The sequence below is a fragment of the Microbulbifer sp. NBRC 101763 genome (genome assembly GCF_040371615.1).
GTDB lineage: Bacteria > Pseudomonadota > Gammaproteobacteria > Pseudomonadales > Cellvibrionaceae > Microbulbifer > Microbulbifer variabilis.
Genome location: NZ_BAABQV010000010.1, coordinates 14,660 through 33,985, shown reverse-complemented (window position 1 = coordinate 33,985; position 19,326 = coordinate 14,660). Strand labels below are relative to the sequence as shown.

Sequence of the window (19,326 nt, the reverse complement as noted above, 5' to 3'; positions counted from 1 at the left end):
AAATAACCTTGTAATCACTAGAGGTGGACTAACTTCATTATACGTAGTGGATTACAAATTCCTGCATGACAACAATCCTCGCAGCAATAAGCTGGAATTTTTAATTTTGCAAATACACAATATTCCTCTATATATACTAAGGACCCTATAGCTGCAAAAAAATACTGGATACAGCTGTAATCAACAAAGGAAGCTTTGGTTTTTTGGTAAAGTCAGAAGGTCATTTGGACGGTTCAAATTGAACAGGCATCAGTATGAATATTTGGTCTATGCGACAGCAATTGTTGCATGCGTCCATGAACGGTGGAAAATTTATGCACAATATTTAAATACCATGCAAAACTCTATTACCAGAAAGACCCGCCCGCTTTAGACTTACGGGACAACAGATTAAAATATGAAATTTTATTTACTAGTAATTATAGTATTAATTTAGGCAGGGAAGGCCAGCCAAATTTTTGACTGACCTTAAACAGGTCTCTTAAATTTTAACTACTGTATTTACTCTATCTTTTTCAAGCGCGAATTAAATCAAGAAGCTCTTGAGTTTTTTCACGCATTAGCGCCTCATTCCCACGGGACTCAACATTTAAGCGTACTACGGGCTCGGTATTGGACATACGCAAGTTAAAGCGCCAATCGGGATAAGCCACACTCAAGCCATCTACATGCTCAACGCTCTCAGCTCCCGGAGCATACTTTGCTTCGGCCATTTTTAGTAATTCAGCGGCATCCTTCACCTTAGAATTAATTTCCCCAGAACAGGGGAAAGCAGCCATACGCTCACTCACCAACTGAGACAAAGACTTACCACTGCGACTTACCAGCTCTGCCACTAAAAGCCAGGGGATCATACCGCTGTCACAGTAAGCAAAGTCGCGGAAATAGTGGTGCGCACTCATTTCACCGCCATAGATAGCGTCTTCTTTACGCATGCGCTCTTTGATAAATGCATGACCGGTCTTGCTCTGCACGGGCTCCCCGCCAGCTGCATGGACAATGTCCTCGGTATTCCACAGCAGGCGTGGATCATGAACAATTTTCGCACCATCATTTTTGAGCAAAAATGCCTCTGCAAGCAGGCCTACCACATAATAACCTTCGATAAATTCACCTTTTTCATCGAAGAAGAAACAGCGGTCGAAATCGCCATCCCAGGCAATCCCGAAATCGGCACCACACTCTCTCACAGCTTCCGCAGTCGCTGCACGGTTTTCCGGCAAAATTGGATTGGGAATACCATTCGGGAAGTTACCATCCGGCTGATGGTGTACTCGTACAAATTCAAATGGCAGATGCGGTGCCAAGGCATCAACCACTGCACCAGCGCCGCCATTACCAGCATTTACCACTAGCTTGAGTGGCTTCAAAGCCGTGCTATCGATATAAGACAGCAAATGTTTTACAAAATCGACACGGTGTTCAAAGCGATATAGATCACCTCGCCTTGGTGCTGAGGCAAAGTTATTTTGCTCTGCCAATCGCTTGATATCCAACAGACCAGTATCGCCACTAATTGGACTACTTCCTGCACGGACAAATTTCATACCATTGTAATCCATAGGGTTATGACTCGCGGTTACACAGATGCCGCCATCAAAATCCCCATGGGAAGTGGCAAAATAAACTTCTTCAGTGCCACACTCGCCAATATGAAATACGTCAGCACCGGCATCGCGTAAACCATTCGCCAGAGCATCGGTCAGTTCAGGGCTGGTCAAACGAATATCATGCCCAACTACAACCCGTCGCGCTCCGAGGAATTGGGCAAAAGCACGCCCCACACGATACGCAACATCTGGATTTAACTCTTCCGGCACACGACCGCGTAAATCATAGGCCTTAAAACAGGTAAGCTCAGCCACTTACTTCTTCTCCTGGGCAGCCTGCTTGGGCAGGTAAACATTCTCATAGACATGGTTCGTAGCTTCGATAAAGCCTTCAACCGAACCACAATCAAATCGGCGCCCCTTAAATGCGTAGGCCAAAACGCAGCCCTGGCGGGCCTGGGCTAGCAGCGCATCGGTAATCTGTACCTCTCCATTCTTGCCAGGAGGAGTATCGCGTATCAGGTCAAAGATATCTGGAGTCAGAATATAGCGACCAATAATCGCATTATTGCTTGGCGCCTCTTCGGCCGTCGGCTTTTCCACCATATCGGTAACCTGGTACAAACCGGGCTTGATCTCATTGCCCGCAATCACACCAAATTTGTGGATATGTTCAGTAGGCACCTCTTCGACAGCAACAATACTGCAGCGAAACTGCTTGTATAACTGCACCATCTGCGCAAGTACGCCTAACTCCTCATTCAGGCACAGGTCATCTGCCAGCACTACAGCGAATGGTTCGTCCCCTACCAAGCGGCGCCCCTGAAGAATTGCGTCCCCCAAACCGCGCATTTCTCCCTGGCGCGTATAGGAAAAACTGGCGCTATCAATGACTTTGCGAACGGAATCAAGGTATCGCTCCTTACCAGTACCCGCTATCTGGTGTTCCAACTCAAAATTGGTGTCGAAATGATCTTCGATGGCGCGCTTGCCCCGACCAGTGACAAAGCCGATTTCCGTCAGCCCGGCTTCTATCGCTTCCTCTACGCCATACTGCACCAGTGGCTTATTCACCAGAGGCAGCATCTCTTTGGGCATGGCTTTCGTAGCAGGTAAGAAGCGGGTGCCGTAACCGGCAACCGGGAATAAACATTTCTTGAGCATTATGCTCCCCCATAATTTTGAAACGAGCGCACCCAGTGCTTGGCCGGCAACTTATCATAGTTGTTAGGGTCATTCACTTACAGATAATGACGCTAAAATCCCTTATTGGACCATAAAATCTACTACTGAATGCTCTAAGATTGTGAAAGCAATTCCAGCGCCAGTCACAAAAACAGCCCTGACCGACTAGACAAGCGACACAGAGCCCTTAGAATGCCCGCTCTTACAAAAACGCCCAGTATGGATTGCGTAACCACCCACCAACGGGGAAAAAATGAGTAATTTTGTTCAAAAAAGCACCTATAGCAGAGAGGAGCTACTGACCTGCTCCCGGGGCGAGATGTTTGGCCCTGGCAATGCACAACTGCCCGCTCCCAATATGCTGATGCTGGATCGCATCACACATATCTCAAAGGAAGGCGGAGCCTTCGGTAAGGGAGAACTGATTGCGGAACTGGACATTCACCCCGACCTTTGGTTTTTCGATTGTCACTTTCCAGGCGATCCGGTAATGCCCGGTTGTCTCGGGTTAGATGCAATGTGGCAGCTACTCGGCTACTTTTTGGCCTGGAAAGGTAACCCCGGGCGCGGTCGCGCACTCGGCTGTGGCGAGGTCAAATTTACCGGTCAGATTTTGCCCACCAGCAAGAAAGTCACCTATCACATCCAGATGAGCCGTATTGTTGAGCGCAGGCTTGTTATGGGAATTGGCGATGGTACCGTTGCTGTAGACGGCCGTGAAATTTACACAGCTAAGGATCTTCGCGTAGGCTTATTTACCCGTACCGATAATTTTTAAACACACCGTAAACCATTGTCGGTAGAAATCATGTAGTCCTCTACCGACAAGCTATGCTGGAGACCACTATGCGTCGGGTAGTCATTACCGGAATGGGTATTACATCCTGTATCGGCACCAATACAAAAGAAGTCACCGCCTCGTTGAGAGAAGGACGCAGCGGAATCCGCTTTCAGGAGGAGTACCGGGAGCTCGGCCTGCGCAGCCAGGTAGCGGGCCAGGTCGATATCGACTTCAAGGAACATATCGATAGAAAGCAGCTCCGCTTTATGGGTGATGCAGCCGCCTACGCATATATAGCCATGCAAGAGGCCATTGATATGTCAGGCCTGCAGGAGGATCAGATATCCAACCCGCGCACAGGTATTGTGATGGGCTCAGGCGGCACATCCACCCAGCAAATTATTGATGCGGCCCATACCCTCAAGGAAAAGGGCGTAAGGCGCGTGGGCGCCTACCGGGTGCCTCAGGTAATGAACAGTACCGTTTCCGCTTGTTTAGCCACCCCATTCAAGATCAAGGGAGTGAACTACAGCATTTCTTCCGCTTGTGCCACCAGTGCGCACTGTATAGGGAATGGGGCCGAGCTGATCCAGATGGGTAAGCAGGACATTGTCTTTGCAGGTGGTGGTGAGGAGCTAGCCTGGAGTTTGACTCACCTTTTTGATGCAATGGGCGCCCTATCAAGCAAATATAACGATACCCCAACGAAGGCCTCACGTCCCTACGATGCCGACCGGGATGGCTTCGTTATCGCCGGTGGCGGCGGCTGCCTGATATTGGAAGAAATGGAGCACGCTGTAGCCCGTGGAGCCACCATCTATGCCGAGCTGACCGGCTACGGCGCAACCTCTGATGGTTACGATATGGTCGCCCCCAGTGGTGAGGGTGCAACCCGCTGTATGCAACAAGCGTTAGCGGGAATGGACGGCAAAGGACTGAGAGGTAACGTGGATTACATTAATACCCACGGCACCTCAACCCCAGTTGGAGACGTGGCTGAATTGAAGGCTATGCGTGAAGTCTTTGGTGACACAGTTCCAGCATTTGCCTCTACCAAGTCCCTTACAGGCCACTCCCTCGGCGCCGCTGGCGTACAAGAGGCGATTTACAGTCTACTGATGATGCAAAACAACTTTATCGCTGCATCTGCCAATGTAGAGAATCTGGACCCTGCAGCTGTGGGTATGGATCTGGTGACCGAAGTTCGCGACAGTGAGATCAAGCGGGCCATGTCTAATAGTTTTGGATTTGGTGGTACTAACGCCTGCCTAGTATTCGACAAGATCTAAACAAAAAAAGGCGCCATATAGGCGCCTTTTTTATCTTTGCTGATAGAAACCTAACCAGACTTTTCTGCACCCAAACGTTCTAACCAAAGCTCTACCTGTCGGGTGAGCCCCTGGCGCCAGCTGTGCTGCTGAATGCCAAACACATCCCTCAATTTTCCACAGGCCAGCACAACACTGCGATCCTTTTGACCAGAATCCTCTAATGCACTGAGTTGCACAAACCGCTCTTCATCGTGAAATGACTGTGCCCGCTCCACAACCTCTAACGCAAACTCTATAGCGGTGCAGCTGTCTGAACTTCCGTAATGATAAACCCCTGGAGCAAAGGCACCACTGGCTAGCTGTTGTGCTATCGCTACCGTCACACGAGACAAATCGAGAACAGTAACCGGATTACCGTTATTGATACCATCCAGTTCGAGCGGTTCACCAGTTATAAAGCCCCGTAATACCCGCGCAAGCAGGGCTTCCAGGTTGCTATCCACCATCCAGCCAAATCGCAGGATAGTCAGGTTTTCTAATCCACTCAGGGCACGCTCACAAGCCAACCACTGGCGACCACTTCGAGCCTGTGGATCCGCCACTTCATCCTCATCATATCTCCGCTGTTCACCTCCAGCGAATACCTGATAAGAGGAAAGGTGAATAACATGTTGACAGAGTCCTCTCGCGAGCTGCTTAGCCACCTGCAGAGACTCTGGCATGCCCTGGCTGTCTGCGCAGGCCGAGGCATTGATAACAATCGAGCTTGGTCGCAGCTGGTCGAGCTCTGCGGGTAAAAGCTGTTGAACACGAAAGCCAGCGCGCTGCAGGCGTTTCTGCAGAGCGCTGTCGATATCGTTACCAGCAGTAATGACCGCTACCGTGTCCGGCTTATAACCGGTATGTAGATCAGACACTGGATGGGCTTAGAAGGGAATATCGTCGTCAAAGCTGTTATCGAAACCACCCGCTGGCCCCTGGTTAGGCTGCGGCTGCGGTTTGCTGGACGGTGCCATTGGTGATGGCGCCGTGCGCCCCTGAGCAAAGGAATCCTGACCTCCCTGCTGATAACCGCCCTGGAAACCACTCTGTTGTTGCTCGTAGCCACCCTGGCTACCGCCCATAGATTGGCCGCTCATGCCAGCAGCACCCATTCCGGCACCACCCATACCCTGTCCGAAGCCTCCTTGCTCCCCACGGCCGTCGAGCATCTGCATTTCACTGGCAACAATCTCGGTAGTGTAACGGTCCTGACCAGTATTCTTATCTTGCCATTTGCGGGTGCGCAGAGAGCCCTCAATGTACACCTTAGAGCCTTTGCGCAGGTACTCACCGGCAATCTCGGCCAGGCGGTTAAAGAATACCACCCGGTGCCACTCAGTGCGCTCCTGCTGCTGACCGGTCTGCTTGTCCTTCCAGCTCTCACTGGTTGCCAAGCTCACATTAGTGACCGCACCGCCACTCGGCATATATTTGGTCTCTGGATCATTACCCAAATTACCAATCAGAATTACTTTGTTGATCCCCCTGGCCATGGCCCTCTCCTCTCTTCGACCCAGGTCCTACCCAGGCAATAATCATTCAATATTTAAGATGTGAGGTGACTCACACCAACAATGCGCGACCGCCCAGATTGGCGACCAGTGTATTTTTATCCAGCAGCATACAACAGACACCACCAGTTAGTAAGCACTACCCTCTCGAGCTTTTGGCTCCCGCTCCCGCAACAACCACCAAAGCAGAATCCAAACAGACAGAACGGAAAAACCGAGCCATGCTACGGCACTGGCACCCCCAAGGCCAAAAAGGTATCCCCCCAAACTACCGCCTACAAAAGTGCCGAAAAACTGCAGTGTGGCATAGAGCCCTGAAGCTGCGCCACGGGCATTCTCAGGTGCTTTGCGAGTCAGCTGGGCTGGCAACAGAGCTTCAAGCAGGTTAAAACCAGTAAAGAAAATACCTAGCAGTAGCACAACAGCTACGGGGCCATTTATAGGCAGCAATGCCGCGCTCCCCCCCACCAGGGCAACACAGGCAAAATTCAAAGCGAGCCCCACTCTATCGCTGCGCTCTGCCGCCCGCATCAGAGGCAGCATCAGGATAAAAGTACCCAGCATCAGCGGGCCATATAGTTTCCAATGCTCTCCCGCCGGCCAGCCAAGCCTGTCGACCAACACCAATGGAAGGGCGACAAACATAGCTGTTAATAAGAGATGAGAAAAAAACGCTCCTGAAACCAATCTCCAGGTAAGGCCACTAACCAAAACCTTACGAAAACCACCGCTGAAAACCGCTGGGCGCCTTGCCACCTGGGGAGTGGGCACCACTCGCCAGACCAGCAACATCCCCAGAATTGCCAGCCCTGCTGTCACCCAGAAGATAACCGGGAGTCCCCCTGCTCCCGCGAGAGCAGGGCCCAATATTACCGCCAGCATAAATGCCACCCCTATAGAGGCCCCTATGATAGCCATGGCAATGCCTCGCTTCTCATCCCGGGTGAGATCAGCAACCAGCGCCATCACTGCTGCGGCAATCGCCCCACATCCCTGTAGAATCCTACCCACAATCAGGCCATAAACAGAGTCTGTCTGCGCGGCAATAACACTGCCTAAGGCAAAAACCGCGAGGCCAGTATAAATAACCGGCTTACGTCCCCAGCGGTCGGACAGAAGGCCCAAAGGAATCTGTAACAGTGCCTGGCTCAGCCCATAGGCACCCATCGCCAATCCCAATAGCATCGGTGTGCTATCGCGATAACCCTCACCGTAAATTGTGAGAACCGGCAATACCATAAACAGGCCGAGCATGCGAAAGACATAAAGGGAAGCCAGCCCGCCCAGGGCCCGGCGCTCAGTGGAATTCATGCAGTTCCCGGAACAGCGTTAAATTGGGCGCGCATTGTACAGCGAGCAGCCGCCAGGCTGTAGTGGAAGGCGTACAACTTTCGGGCTTTTCTAACCGCGACCATAGTCATCATCAAAGCGGACTATATCGTCTTCTCCAAGATAACTGCCGGATTGGACTTCAATTAATTCCAGGGGAATGGTTCCAGGGTTTTCCAATCTGTGCACCACCCCCAAGGGGATATAAGTGGACTGATTTTCTGTGATCAACAGCTCTTCTTCACCACGAGTTACCTTGGCGGTACCCCGCACTACGATCCAATGCTCGGCGCGGTGGTGGTGCATCTGCAAGGACAACTGCTGTCCCGGCTTAACTACAATACGCTTGACCTGGAAGCGCGGTCCGGCATCAATAGAGTCGTAATAGCCCCAGGGACGATAGACTTTGCGATGGCGCTGGGCCTCGCTGCGGCCAGAGCGCTTGAGACTGTTAACCAGCTTCTTAACCTCCTGAACCCGCTGTTTTTCAGCGATCAGCAAAGCATCATCAGTGTCTACAACTATCAGATCCTTCACTCCCAACAGGCTTACCAAACGGCTCTCTGATCGCACCAGGCAACCCTCACTCTCTTCCAGCAGGATATCTCCATGTAGCAGATTGTCATCGGTATCCCGTTCTGCCAGTTCCCAGAGTCCGAGCCAAGAACCTACGTCGCTCCAGCCCGCATCCATTGGCACCACCGCGGCAGATTCAGTGAGCTCCATCACCGCATAATCCACGGACTCATCAGCACAGGCAGCAAAAGCGACTTTATTCACACGTGTAAAGTCTAAATCCCTAACAGCACCTTTATAGGCTTCTCGGCAGGCGGTGAGTATATCTCCACGGTGCTGCCCCAGCTCTTCCAGGTAACGGGAAGCGCGAAATAAGAACATGCCACTGTTCCAGCAATGCTCACCTCCTGCCAGATAAGACTCAGCCGTTTCGGAGTCAGGCTTCTCGACAAATTCCGCCACTTTCCAGGCCTTTGCTGTCAAGAGCTCTCCACGGCGAATATAGCCATATCCCGTTTCAGCACGTGTTGGCACAATTCCAAATGTTACCAGGTGCCCTTGCTCCGCCAAGGCACTTGCCGATTGCACAGCCTCTTGGAAAGTCGTGACATCAGCCACAGCATGATCCGCCGGCAATACTAATAGCAACGGGTCATCACCACCCTCCAGAGCCGCTAAAGCCGCAAGAGCGATAGCCGGCGCCGTATTGCGCGCACAGGGCTCCAGCAGGATAGACTGAGTTCCATGGCCGATCTCCTGTAATTGCTCTGCAGCTGCAAAGCGGTGCTCCTCATTGCACACCAAAATGGGGGCCTGCAGCTGCTGTATTCCCTCCAAGCGCCGCACCGTAGCCTGCAACATGGTCTCGCTACCAATTAAAGGTAAAAATTGCTTTGGGTAGGCTTCACGGGAGAGCGGCCACAGACGAGAACCTGTGCCGCCACAGAGAATTACGGGAATCATCAATTCAATCTGCTTGGCTGTTGGATATTTGCGGCAGACGATTTTGGCACATCGGGTAGCGAGTTTATACTTGGCTGTTTTTCCGGCACCGCAGTTGTGATCGCCCTGAGCGTAACAAGTTCGAAGTCCGGCCCAGTATTATCAGTAGATAGGTAGAGCGTGGACACGATTTATGTAAGGGGTGCGCGCACCCACAACCTGAAGAATATCGATCTCGACATTCCCCGCGACAAGCTGATCGTGATAACCGGACTGTCTGGTTCCGGTAAATCCTCCCTGGCATTTGATACTCTCTACGCAGAGGGCCAGCGCCGTTATGTTGAGTCTCTCTCCACTTATGCGCGTCAGTTCCTATCGATGATGGAAAAGCCCGACGTGGATACCGTAGAGGGCCTGTCTCCTGCCATCTCCATTGAGCAGAAGTCCACCTCCCACAATCCGCGCTCTACAGTGGGTACCATCACTGAAATTTACGACTATCTAAGGCTATTATTTGCCCGGGTAGGTGAGCCTCGCTGCCCGGAGCACAATGAGCCACTCCAGGCCCAAACTGTTAGCCAGATGGTGGACCAGGTATTAGCCCTGCCAGAAGGCAGCAAGATCATGTTATTGGCACCTGTGGTTCGCGATCGCAAAGGCGAGCATCAACATGTGTTCGAGCAGCTGCGTCGAGACGGATTTGTACGTGCACGTATCGATGGGCTTATCTGCGACCTGGACGATACCCCCAAGCTGGATAAGCGCCGCAAGCACACCATTGAGGTGGTGGTAGATCGCTTTAAGGTACGTGAAGACCTGCAATTGCGCCTGGCTGAATCCTTCGAGACCGCTTTAAATCTCACTGATGGTATCGCTTCCATCAGCTTTATGGATGGTGACCAGGAAGACCGCCTCTTTTCAGCCCGCCATGCCTGTCCAGTATGTGACTACTCACTGGATGAGCTGGAGCCACGCCTGTTCTCCTTTAACAATCCTGCCGGTGCTTGTCCCAGCTGTGACGGCCTGGGAGTCAAGCAGTTCTTCGATGAAGACAAGGTGATTCTCGACCAGGAAAGCAGTATCTCCGAGGGCGCCATTCGCGGCTGGGACCGACGCAATATCTATTACTACCATATGCTCGACTCCCTCGCCGAACATTACGGATTCGACCTCGACAAACCCTGGAAAAAGCTTCGTAAAACCCATCGCAGAATTATCCTGCAGGGTAGTGGCGATGAGGAAATCGATTTCAGCTATGTCAATGATCGCGGTGATGTCACCGTGCGCCAGCATACCTTCGAGGGGATTATCCCCAACTTCCAGCGCCGCTATAGGGATACAGAATCCCAGTCTGTACGCGAAGAGCTGGCTAAATACTTGAGCACACAAAAGTGCCCTGAGTGTCACGGCACCCGTTTGCGCCGTGAGGCTCGACATGTATTTGTGGATAACCGTACACTGGCGCAGATTACCGAGTTACCCGTTGGCGACGCCTTTGATTATTTCGACCACGAACTGACCTTCAAAGGCGCACAGAAAGAGATCGCCGATAAGATTCTTAAAGAGCTGCGAGACCGCTTTCGCTTCCTTGTAGATGTAGGTCTGAACTACCTGACTCTGAACCGCAGTGCAGAAACCCTATCCGGCGGTGAGGCACAACGGATCCGCCTCGCCAGTCAGATCGGTGCCGGCCTTGTCGGCGTAATGTATATCCTCGACGAGCCCTCCATCGGTCTACACCAGAGGGATAATGAGCGCTTACTGAATACACTTACCCACCTCCGTGATATTGGTAATACCGTAATCGTTGTTGAGCACGACGAAGACGCCATTCGCAGTGCCGATTTTATTGTCGATATCGGCCCCGGTGCCGGCGTTCATGGTGGCGAAGTGGTCGCGGCTGGCACCGCTGATAAGATTGCCAGGTGCAAGAAATCCCTAACCGGCCAATACCTGTCAGGTAAAAAGAAAATTGCCGTACCAGAAGAGCGTTACATCCCTGCCCCCGATTATGTTCTGCGACTCGAAGGAGCCAGCGGTAACAACTTGCAGAATGTTGACTTAGAGATTCCCGTTGGGCTATTTACCTGTATCACGGGTGTTTCAGGCTCCGGCAAGTCCACGTTAATTAACACCACCTTGTACCCGCTTGCTGCCACTGCCCTCAACAAGGCCACCACCCTAAAGGCCTCCCCTTACAAGGCTGTCCATGGGCTGGAAAACTTCGACAAGTGCGTGGATATAGACCAAAGCCCCATCGGGCGTACCCCAAGGTCCAATCCGGCTACCTACACCGGCATCTTCACTCCAATTCGCGATCTGTTTGCCGGCACCCAAGAAGCTCGTTCACGCGGCTATAAGCCTGGACGTTTCAGCTTTAATGTTAAGGGCGGGCGCTGCGAGGCCTGTCAGGGTGACGGCGTGATCAAGGTGGAAATGCACTTCTTACCAGATATCTATGTACCCTGTGATACCTGCCATGGTAAACGCTATAACCGTGAAACCTTGGAAGTACACTACAAAGGCAAGAATATCCACGAAGTGCTGGAGATGACAGTAGAAGATGCTCGGGAGTTTTTTGATCCCGTGCCGGTAATCGCCAAAAAATTACAAACCCTAATGGATGTAGGCCTCTCCTATATCAAGCTCGGCCAGGCAGCCACCACGCTCTCCGGCGGTGAAGCCCAGCGAGTGAAACTATCCCGCGAACTCTCCAAGCGAGATACAGGGCAAACCTTATATATCCTCGACGAGCCCACAACCGGCCTACACTTTGCCGATATCCAACTGTTATTGGATGTTCTGCACCGCCTGCGCGACCATGGTAATACGATAGTTGTAATAGAACACAATTTAGACGTTATCAAAACTGCAGACTGGATCGTAGACCTGGGCCCCGAGGGCGGTTCAGGCGGTGGGCAGATCATCGCTGCAGGGACACCTGAGGAAGTTGCTGAAATAAAAGTTTCCCATACCGGACGTTTTCTGAAACCGATGCTTAGTTAGTTAAGTAAGATAGGGTGCCAGTCTAAAAACCGGCATCCTGAAATCCATTGAATACCATTATAGTGGCAATAGCTATCCTAATTACTTTGAGCTTCTACAGGCCTGCTGCAAAGAAGAATTCAGGATAGTGCGACAGAAAATTAGAGAGGCTAAATCTAATTCCTCCTATTCTCTCTCCAAGAATGGATCCATATGGTCTGGAGAGAGAAGGGAATTTATAATTCCAGCACAGGACAAATACACGCTTCTTGCAGTCTCTCGTGGAGAGGAAACCGCTGAGCTATGGGAAAAACTCAACAAAGAAAGATGGAACATTACTGTGTCTTCCTATTTTTGCTCTCCACTTGAAAAGTGTTATCAATCAAATTCTCAAAAAATGTCTGCAGAGGTAGATCATTGCCCAACAGATTAACACCTATACACGCCATTATTTGCTGTAAAGTAAAAAACCACCAAAACAGCTAACATATTTATTAGCAAATGGCGCCGATTTTCCACTATCGAAAACAAACAGAGCGCACTCCAGTTCTGACTGACTTGTAGGCACATAATTATGAAATATCTTAATAAGGAAAGGCTCAACTTAATAATTGCACTAAGCGCCATCTTTATTTCTATAGCCTCTTTTTACGCCACTTATCTTCAAGCTAAAGCAGCTAATAAACAGGTCAGAGTAATGACGATGCCAGTCGTTAAATTTGACCAAGGCAACTTTGACGGATCAACTCAAAAAGCAACTATAATTTTCGCATTGCATAATGCCGGCGCAGGGCCTGCCATCCTAAAGAACCTAGAGTTCACATACCAAAATAAAACCTACCCTGACTTAGATACTTTTCTAGACGGCTGCTGCGCCAAGGAAAAAAAGAAATTATATGAAGCTATAAGTGAACTTAAAAAAGAAGGTGATAGTATTCTTGCCAACCAGAGCGGTTTGAACACGGTGATATTGGAACAAGCCATCATTCCTGCTCAGGCATCTATAAAATTCTTAACGTTGCAAAGAACAGTGGCAAGTGACCCGCTCTGGGAAAAGCTCGACATGCTTCGAAACCATATTGAAGTTGAAGCATGCTTTTGCTCACCCTTGGGTGATTGTTACGAATCAAAGGGAGTTCAAATTTCCTCTGAAGTAAAACATTGCCCCCATAATAAAAAATAAAAAAACAGAACCTATTTGTTTAAGCGGCGCCAATCAAGACTTCAGAGGCAAGCATTGTGCATATTGATATCAACTGCGATCTAGGTGAAGGTGTTGATCTAGCCAGCTGTGAAAAGGATGCTCAACTTATGCCCTTTATCTCCCGCTGTAATATCGCCTGTGGCGCGCACGCGGGAAGCCTAGAGATAATGCGCCTCTCCGTTATCAATGCAAGAAAACACCAGTTACAAGTTGGCGCACACCCCAGCTACCCTGATAGGGAAAATTTTGGGCGCAAATCAATAAAAATTTCCATCAATCAGTTGCTCGACTCTTTATACGAGCAACTTGAACTATTGCAAGGCCTTACTCAGGAAGTAGGAGCGCATCTCGATCATATTAAACTGCACGGAGCTCTATATAACGATGCAGAAGCAGATATAGTGCTAGCACGAAAAATTACCTCCTTACTCAATGAAGAATATCCCTCTCTGAAAATTATCGGCTTAGCCAATGGCGCAATGGAAGTTATAGCCAAGGAGAAAGGCCGCATATTTTATCGAGAGGGCTTTATGGATCGGCAATATTTAACTCCAGATAAACTGGCGCCTCGCTCCCTGCCAGGTTCCGTACTGAGTAACGTAGATTTATGCCTTGAGCGGGCTGTTGCGCTAGCTAAGGGAAAGAAATTTGCAAGTTATCATGGCACACCCCTTAAATTTTCTGTCGATACAATATGTTTACATGGGGACAACCCCCAGGCGGTTAATATTGCACAGAGGCTGATCAACCATCTACACCATCATGGGCTGAGTATCGGCTCGTGATATCTACCCAAGAAAAGCCGCGTTTCCTAAAACTCGAGTTTGACATCATTGCAAATGGGGATTGCGCGCTGGATATTCGCTTTTCAGCTGAACCCAGTGAACTCCTTAGTCGATATATAATTGGATTGCGACAGTACATTCTCAAGCAGGACGACCTAAAAGTTATCGATCTGATTCCCGCTTACCAGTGCCTGACTATTACTTTTGATCCACTTTTATATCTTGACGAATCGCTTTCACGGGAAGTGAAAACTCTGACTAAAAAATTCTTAAAGGCCACGAACTCCCACTTCCTGGAAAGAGAACCCTGCGTAATCCGCATTCCAGTATGCTATGAAAATTCTTTTGCCCCAGACATGCTTACTGTGAGCGAATACACAGGCCTAACACCTGAAGAAATTATTGAGCTACATAGCACTTCCGTTTATTTAGTGCATATGCTGGGTTTTTCTCCCGGTTTTTTATATTTGGGTGGACTGGACCCCAAGCTACATTGCCCGCGAAAAGAAGCGCCGCGCTTACACATTCCCGCAGGTGCCGTTGGTATCGGTGGCGGCCAGACTGGGATCTACCCACAGGCCACACCAGGTGGTTGGCAAATTATTGGGCAAACGCCTATCAAACTCTTCCAGCCTTACAGTACATCCCCCTTTATTGCCCAGCCCTTGGATACCATCGAATTCTACTCTATCAGTGAGTCAGAATTTAATGACATAGCACCGCAAGTACAGTGTAAATACTCTAAGGAAAGCTATCCATGAGCATGCACTTTATCCGGGCAGGGTTACAAACTAGCATCCAGGACTATGGCCGTCCCGGCCTAATGCACTATGGCATTCCCATTGGGGGGGCCGCAGATCCTCTCTCTATGAAACTCGCAAACATGTTACTGGGCAACCCATTAAATAACCCTGTGCTGGAAATTACCTTGACCGGCCCCCTTATTGAGTTCACTTGTGATGTCTCAATAGCCATTACCGGAGCGCAATTCAAAACATCTTTAAATAACAGGGCCATTGAGTATTACAAGGTTATCCAGGTAAAACGTGGAGATATTCTGAATTTTTCTAAACTTATCAGCGGTATGCGTGCTTATATAGGTATTTCTGCAAAGATATCGACCCCTATGATTTTAGGCAGTACTGCAACCCATTTAATCAGTGGTTTTGGCGGACATCATGATAGAGCCATTGAAAATGGTGATAGAATTGGCTTCGTAGATACTTGGACAGCTAGGCCTGCAAAACTAAAACGTGAACTTCAACCCAATTATAAATTACGCCCCCTAATAAGGGTGGTACATGGCCCGGAAGCTGGTAGTTTTAGCCAGGAAATCATGGAAAAGTTCAGCGGGACCTCTTTTCAGGTATCCGCTCAGAGTAACCGTATGGGGATACGCCTATCTCCCTCAATTAATCCTAGTCGTGAAACTCTTACTGAAACTTCAGGGAAAATGATCTCGTCCGGTCTATATCCGGGGAGCATCCAAATTCCCGAGAATGGTGAACCCATCATTTCTTTTATAGAGGGACAAACTATCGGAGGTTATCCCCGGCTGGCCCATGTCATCCGGGCAGACCTCCACAGATTGGGTCAACTAAACGCATTAGATAAAATTAGTTTTCAGGTAATTACCTTGGAAAACGCGAGAATAATTCTACGCGAAAAGCAGAAAAGTTTGGAAAAACTACAAAGGGAGATTGCTACAGAAACCAGGGATTTACTTACTCTCTGAAAGTATTTTTTCTTATTTAGAATTCCGAACTAAGAGCATAGAGCAAACAATATTCTCACTCCTTACATACCTCTTTATTTTGAAAACCAAAGCTTGTCACTTCTAGCATCACCGGTTTCAATAGAAACACATCTTACCCAAAATCAAAAAATTTCAAACATTAATAAAATATCTTCAATAAATCCGCCTGGACCAAGCAGTCCTTAATGACCAATAAGTTTTTATACGGCTCCTGCTAGACCAGAAGATCAATATTAACTAACCTCTTTGGGTTTTACCGAAGCAGCGATTTGGACGAGTGTTCTAATTGACTTGCAGGGGTAGAGGCCACAACCGACCTCTATACTTAGCGCCCCCAATTCGACCTGGTCCAGAGAGAATATATCAACTACCTCAAGGGGATTAATAATGATAAGAATTCTCCGTGGTTTTATTACGGCACTGATTGCCAGCTCATTTCTAATCACCTCCTATGCTCAAGCAGAGCCCGGAGATTACAATTTTTGGACAACTTTAAAACATTTATTTAATCCACCCAGTGCTAATGCTCCTGTAACTACCGAGCAGGCCCAAGGGATGTATCCATTAACAATAGATGATCCCAGCTTTAACGATGACTTCGATCCCAGCGATTTCAACACCTGGCAAAAAATCGACGTTCCTGCCAACACAGGCGCCATGTGCGGCAACGGCTCCCCCTATAAATTCTTCGTATACCGAGTGCCCGATACCAGCAACACCGTTTTCTATTTTGAGGGTGGCGGTGCATGCTGGGATTATGAGAGCTGTTCAGGGCAGGCGGGCATTCGCGGGGCACGTAACCCCAATGGCATTCCTGACGACTATCTCAGCAACATAAATTTATTAGATTTCAGTAATCTAGATAACCTGACGACTGCCGGCGTATCTCCCTTAATCTACACCCACCATCCCTATAACCAATACAAGACTGGTGAGTGGAATTTAGTATATGTTCCCTATTGTACCGGTGATATTTATGTTGGCGATAAAACAGAGATTTATGAAGATTCCAGCGGTCAAAATCCAGATTTAATTTGGCACCATAATGGATTACGTAATGTCCAGGCTGTCACTTCGTGGGTAAAAAATAATTTACAGAAGCCTAAACAAATGCTGACTGCTGGATGCAGCGCTGGAAGTGTAGGGGCTCTGTTAAATTATACAAAACTTCGCGAGGATATGGATGTCGACTATGGTTATTTAATTGATGACTCTGGCCCACTTTATAAAGCACCTTTAGATAGTGATAACAGCACCGAGTACCCATCGTTACCGTTACATAACGAAGTTCTTCACTCCTGGACCACTTACACAACTGACGGGGACCCAAATGAAGAGAACCCAATTAATGCGATAAAATCCTTTACTCCAGGGTTTGATAGCAATCAGCTGGCTTCGATATACAGTGCATTATCAAATAAATTTCCCACAGATCGCCTTGGTATCACACACTTCCTGGCTGACGGTAATTTTTCTTCATACTCCTATGAGCGCTTCTACGAAGATATTTACAATGATCCAGATGCCAACTCTCGCTTAAATAAACTGCGCCAACGCTGGCAAAAGGACACCCATGAGAATCTAATCCCTCTCTTGGACCAAACCAGTAATTGGGGCTACTACTTCCCGATGTTCCGTAATCTTAACGAGAGCCATTGCACTACCATTATCGACTTGCACTATGGTGAGATTGCAGAACATGGACTGGAGTTAAAAGATTTTCTCAACAACATTGTGAACCATAACGGTGGGGGTATGATTCGCGCCTACGAAACGGATAAAGTTTCAGACTTTGAAAACAATAGTAATTGGTTTTACGACCTGATCGGCCTGTTCATGTAGGTAAAGCCTGAAAGAAAGCAGTGCTGTTAGTTTATTACTAGCGGCACTGCTATCTAATTAGGAGCCGTAAACAGTTTCCCGTGCTTCTTGCAGGCGTTTACGAAGGTACTCATGTTTGCTCATTCCATCTGGGAAGGAGGTCATTTGCTGCACTTCTTCAACAATAGACCTTTCAAGATCTTTATATGTTGAGAAGCCAGGCACCTCTGTATGGGGATCATAGTGACTAATAACTGATTGGGCCTGCTCACGGTAGATATTAAACAGCTCTTCCGCGCGCTGCTTGAACTCAGCTTCGTTGATACTATTTTTTTCCAGCCAGGCGAGCTTTAAGGACAGCGCCTCGTAACCGGTAACTCGCTTTTCACTTTCCACTTGTTCTATCGTATCCCAGGCCTCCTCACTGGATAGGTTTCCAAGATTTGCAAAATAGTTCTGCAAAGCCTTCTTCGCCTTTTCCTGGTCCAGGTAAGCTTTCACACGGGGGTGGTCCAATAACTCCTCCACTTCCGCATTTTCCAGCTGTGACCACGGTATACGCTCAGCAATATCCTTCGCTAATTCACTATTTTCGGTTAAAGGAGTTATAAATTGCCGAACTTTGGCAACACCGGCCTGCACGTCAATATCGTAGTGATCAATGCCAACAACTGCTAGAGTTACTGCGCCGGCAAGCAATATCAGTTTTTTCATAATCAGTTACCGAGCAAATTGGAAATTTTATATTTCTATGTCGGTAACTATATAAGCAGAGAAAGCTGAAGTGATGAATGGAAAGGGCGTCCCAGATGTAGATATTTGCGCCAATATCTCTAAAGCCTGCTGAAAACAAAAACCATGATCTCAATCTGTGCGATATTAAACCCAGTTCAATGGCTGCTCATCATCCTTTTTGCCCGCACAAGGTTCTTCTGAGGCCTTCGGAGTTACATAGCCTACCTGCTGCTCCTTAGGCAGGTTCCGTACCTCCCAGTTGGCTACAGCCTCTCCACAAAGCCTACGCTGCTCTGGGGTAATAACAACACCATTAGGCCATTTACCCAACTCAATAGCACGCCTCAGGCTCGCTACAATGTGGGGGTTCAAGTTACTCAGTAATTGTTCAAAAGACATACAAACCCTTCTAAACGCATAAAAAAGGCCGGTCTATGACCGGCCTTCCGTAGCACTATGGCTAGTTGGCAAGCTTACGCTTCCGCAGCTTCGTCTTCAACCTGAGGACGATCTACCAGCTCAACATAAGCCATTGGTGCTTTGTCACCAGCGCGGAACCCACACTTCAGGATACGAATATATCCACCAGGACGGGCTTCGTAACGAGGACCCAACTCGTCGAACAACTTGCGCACAGCATCCTTGTCACGGATACGAGCGAAAGCCAGACGGCGGTTGGCAACACTGTCTTTCTTAGCCAGAGTGATCAGCGGCTCGGCAACGCGGCGCAGTTCTTTGGCTTTGGCCAGTGTGGTTTTGATCAGTTCGTGCTCCACCAGAGAGGCGCTCATGTTCTTGAACATGGCCTTGCGGTGAGCGCTCGTGCGGCTGAATTTACGGCCACTATAGCGATGACGCATGACTCAATTCCTTACGACCTAAGTTGCTGTCACAGCAGGTCGTTCTGGAGCGG

The 19,326-nt window shown here is 48.9% G+C and carries 18 protein-coding genes; 9 read left to right on the top strand and 9 right to left on the bottom strand.

The annotated features are described in order from the left end of the window. Window positions 1–515: 515 nt before the first annotated feature. A complete protein-coding gene (locus ABWV76_RS20825; RefSeq protein WP_020411425.1) occupies window positions 516–1,865 on the bottom strand; it encodes a phosphohexomutase domain-containing protein in 1,350 nt (449 codons plus the stop codon). Next, complete coding sequence (gene galU, locus ABWV76_RS20820; RefSeq protein ID WP_020411424.1) at window positions 1,866–2,714, bottom strand: UTP--glucose-1-phosphate uridylyltransferase GalU; 849 nt, start codon at window positions 2,712–2,714, stop codon at window positions 1,866–1,868. A 274-nt stretch (window positions 2,715–2,988) separates the two neighbouring features. Between galU and fabA the strand changes: the two genes are divergently transcribed. Continuing rightward, window positions 2,989–3,513, top strand: coding sequence for a 3-hydroxyacyl-[acyl-carrier-protein] dehydratase FabA (fabA, locus tag ABWV76_RS20815; protein ID WP_020411423.1), 525 nt, complete (start codon window positions 2,989–2,991; stop codon window positions 3,511–3,513). 68 nt (window positions 3,514–3,581) lie between these two features. Beyond that, the gene (gene fabB / locus ABWV76_RS20810) at window positions 3,582–4,805 is read left to right on the top strand and encodes a beta-ketoacyl-ACP synthase I (protein WP_020411422.1); all 1,224 of its coding nucleotides are present in this window, start codon (window positions 3,582–3,584) and stop codon (window positions 4,803–4,805) included. Between the two features lie 50 nt (window positions 4,806–4,855). On the opposite strand, the gene ABWV76_RS20805 is transcribed toward fabB, so the two are convergent. The 4 genes from ABWV76_RS20805 to ABWV76_RS20790 form a co-directional block, all read right to left on the bottom strand. Further along, a complete protein-coding gene (locus ABWV76_RS20805; protein WP_282951732.1) occupies window positions 4,856–5,704 on the bottom strand; it encodes a sugar nucleotide-binding protein in 849 nt (282 codons plus the stop codon). Window positions 5,705–5,713: 9 nt separating this feature from the next. Further along, complete coding sequence (ssb, locus tag ABWV76_RS20800) at window positions 5,714–6,322, bottom strand: single-stranded DNA-binding protein (RefSeq protein WP_020411420.1); 609 nt, start codon at window positions 6,320–6,322, stop codon at window positions 5,714–5,716. A gap of 147 nt (window positions 6,323–6,469) precedes the next feature. Next, window positions 6,470–7,651: an MFS transporter gene (locus tag ABWV76_RS20795; RefSeq protein ID WP_353377127.1), complete on the bottom strand. Its 1,182-nt coding sequence runs from the start codon at window positions 7,649–7,651 to the stop codon at window positions 6,470–6,472. Between the two features lie 90 nt (window positions 7,652–7,741). Further along, window positions 7,742–9,148, bottom strand: coding sequence for a mannose-1-phosphate guanylyltransferase/mannose-6-phosphate isomerase (locus ABWV76_RS20790; protein ID WP_353377126.1), 1,407 nt, complete (start codon window positions 9,146–9,148; stop codon window positions 7,742–7,744). Between the two features lie 159 nt (window positions 9,149–9,307). Between ABWV76_RS20790 and uvrA the strand changes: the two genes are divergently transcribed. From uvrA to ABWV76_RS20755, 7 genes are all read left to right on the top strand, one after another. Beyond that, entirely contained in the window at window positions 9,308–12,133 is a 2,826-nt protein-coding gene (uvrA, locus tag ABWV76_RS20785) for an excinuclease ABC subunit UvrA (protein WP_353377125.1), read from the top strand. A 127-nt stretch (window positions 12,134–12,260) separates the two neighbouring features. Further along, window positions 12,261–12,545 (top strand): hypothetical protein, encoded by a 285-nt coding sequence (locus ABWV76_RS20780; RefSeq protein WP_282951738.1) that lies wholly within the window; start codon window positions 12,261–12,263, stop codon window positions 12,543–12,545. A 141-nt stretch (window positions 12,546–12,686) separates the two neighbouring features. Continuing rightward, entirely contained in the window at window positions 12,687–13,295 is a 609-nt protein-coding gene (locus tag ABWV76_RS20775) for a hypothetical protein (protein WP_020411416.1), read from the top strand. A 56-nt stretch (window positions 13,296–13,351) separates the two neighbouring features. Continuing rightward, window positions 13,352–14,101, top strand: coding sequence for a 5-oxoprolinase subunit PxpA (gene pxpA, locus ABWV76_RS20770; protein WP_020411415.1), 750 nt, complete (start codon window positions 13,352–13,354; stop codon window positions 14,099–14,101). After that, window positions 14,098–14,862 carry a 5-oxoprolinase subunit PxpB gene (gene pxpB / locus ABWV76_RS20765; protein ID WP_282951740.1) on the top strand — a complete coding sequence of 255 codons (765 nt, stop codon included), beginning with the start codon at window positions 14,098–14,100 and terminating at the stop codon, window positions 14,860–14,862. The genes pxpA and pxpB overlap by 4 nt, the downstream gene beginning before the upstream one ends. Beyond that, a complete protein-coding gene (locus tag ABWV76_RS20760; protein ID WP_353377124.1) occupies window positions 14,859–15,836 on the top strand; it encodes a 5-oxoprolinase subunit C family protein in 978 nt (325 codons plus the stop codon). The genes pxpB and ABWV76_RS20760 overlap by 4 nt, the downstream gene beginning before the upstream one ends. 408 nt (window positions 15,837–16,244) lie before the next feature. Next, window positions 16,245–17,699 carry a pectin acetylesterase-family hydrolase gene (locus ABWV76_RS20755; RefSeq protein ID WP_020411412.1) on the top strand — a complete coding sequence of 485 codons (1,455 nt, stop codon included), beginning with the start codon at window positions 16,245–16,247 and terminating at the stop codon, window positions 17,697–17,699. Between the two features lie 57 nt (window positions 17,700–17,756). Here the strand turns inward: ABWV76_RS20755 and ABWV76_RS20750 are convergent, their stop codons facing one another. The 3 genes from ABWV76_RS20750 to rplQ all read right to left on the bottom strand — a co-directional run bounded on the left by ABWV76_RS20750 (window position 17,757) and on the right by rplQ (window position 19,273). After that, the gene (locus ABWV76_RS20750; RefSeq protein WP_020411411.1) at window positions 17,757–18,392 is read right to left on the bottom strand and encodes a hypothetical protein; all 636 of its coding nucleotides are present in this window, start codon (window positions 18,390–18,392) and stop codon (window positions 17,757–17,759) included. A 165-nt stretch (window positions 18,393–18,557) separates the two neighbouring features. After that, on the bottom strand, window positions 18,558–18,812 hold the full coding sequence (locus ABWV76_RS20745; protein ID WP_353377123.1) for a YeaC family protein: 255 nt from the start codon (window positions 18,810–18,812) through the stop codon (window positions 18,558–18,560). 74 nt (window positions 18,813–18,886) lie between these two features. After that, window positions 18,887–19,273, bottom strand: a complete 387-nt coding sequence (gene rplQ, locus ABWV76_RS20740; RefSeq protein ID WP_020411409.1) for a 50S ribosomal protein L17 — start codon at window positions 19,271–19,273, stop codon at window positions 18,887–18,889. Window positions 19,274–19,326: the final 53 nt, after the last annotated feature.

Bases quoted from the DNA above. Each gene is read 5' to 3' on its own strand.
- ABWV76_RS20745 (WP_353377123.1), bottom strand. From the start codon at position 18,812: ATGTCTTTTGAACAATTACTGAGTAACTTGAACCCCCACATTGTAGCG.
- fabA (WP_020411423.1), top strand. From the start codon at position 2,989: ATGAGTAATTTTGTTCAAAAAAGCACCTATAGCAGAGAGGAGCTACTG.
- ABWV76_RS20760 (WP_353377124.1), top strand. From the start codon at position 14,859: ATGAGCATGCACTTTATCCGGGCAGGGTTACAAACTAGCATCCAGGAC.
- ABWV76_RS20790 (WP_353377126.1), bottom strand. From the start codon at position 9,148: ATGATTCCCGTAATTCTCTGTGGCGGCACAGGTTCTCGTCTGTGGCCG.
- ABWV76_RS20795 (WP_353377127.1), bottom strand. From the start codon at position 7,651: ATGAATTCCACTGAGCGCCGGGCCCTGGGCGGGCTGGCTTCCCTTTAT.
- rplQ (WP_020411409.1), bottom strand. From the start codon at position 19,273: ATGCGTCATCGCTATAGTGGCCGTAAATTCAGCCGCACGAGCGCTCAC.
- ssb (WP_020411420.1), bottom strand. From the start codon at position 6,322: ATGGCCAGGGGGATCAACAAAGTAATTCTGATTGGTAATTTGGGTAAT.
- ABWV76_RS20775 (WP_020411416.1), top strand. From the start codon at position 12,687: ATGAAATATCTTAATAAGGAAAGGCTCAACTTAATAATTGCACTAAGC.
- ABWV76_RS20750 (WP_020411411.1), bottom strand. From the start codon at position 18,392: ATGAAAAAACTGATATTGCTTGCCGGCGCAGTAACTCTAGCAGTTGTT.
- ABWV76_RS20755 (WP_020411412.1), top strand. From the start codon at position 16,245: ATGATAAGAATTCTCCGTGGTTTTATTACGGCACTGATTGCCAGCTCA.
- fabB (WP_020411422.1), top strand. From the start codon at position 3,582: ATGCGTCGGGTAGTCATTACCGGAATGGGTATTACATCCTGTATCGGC.
- galU (WP_020411424.1), bottom strand. From the start codon at position 2,714: ATGCTCAAGAAATGTTTATTCCCGGTTGCCGGTTACGGCACCCGCTTC.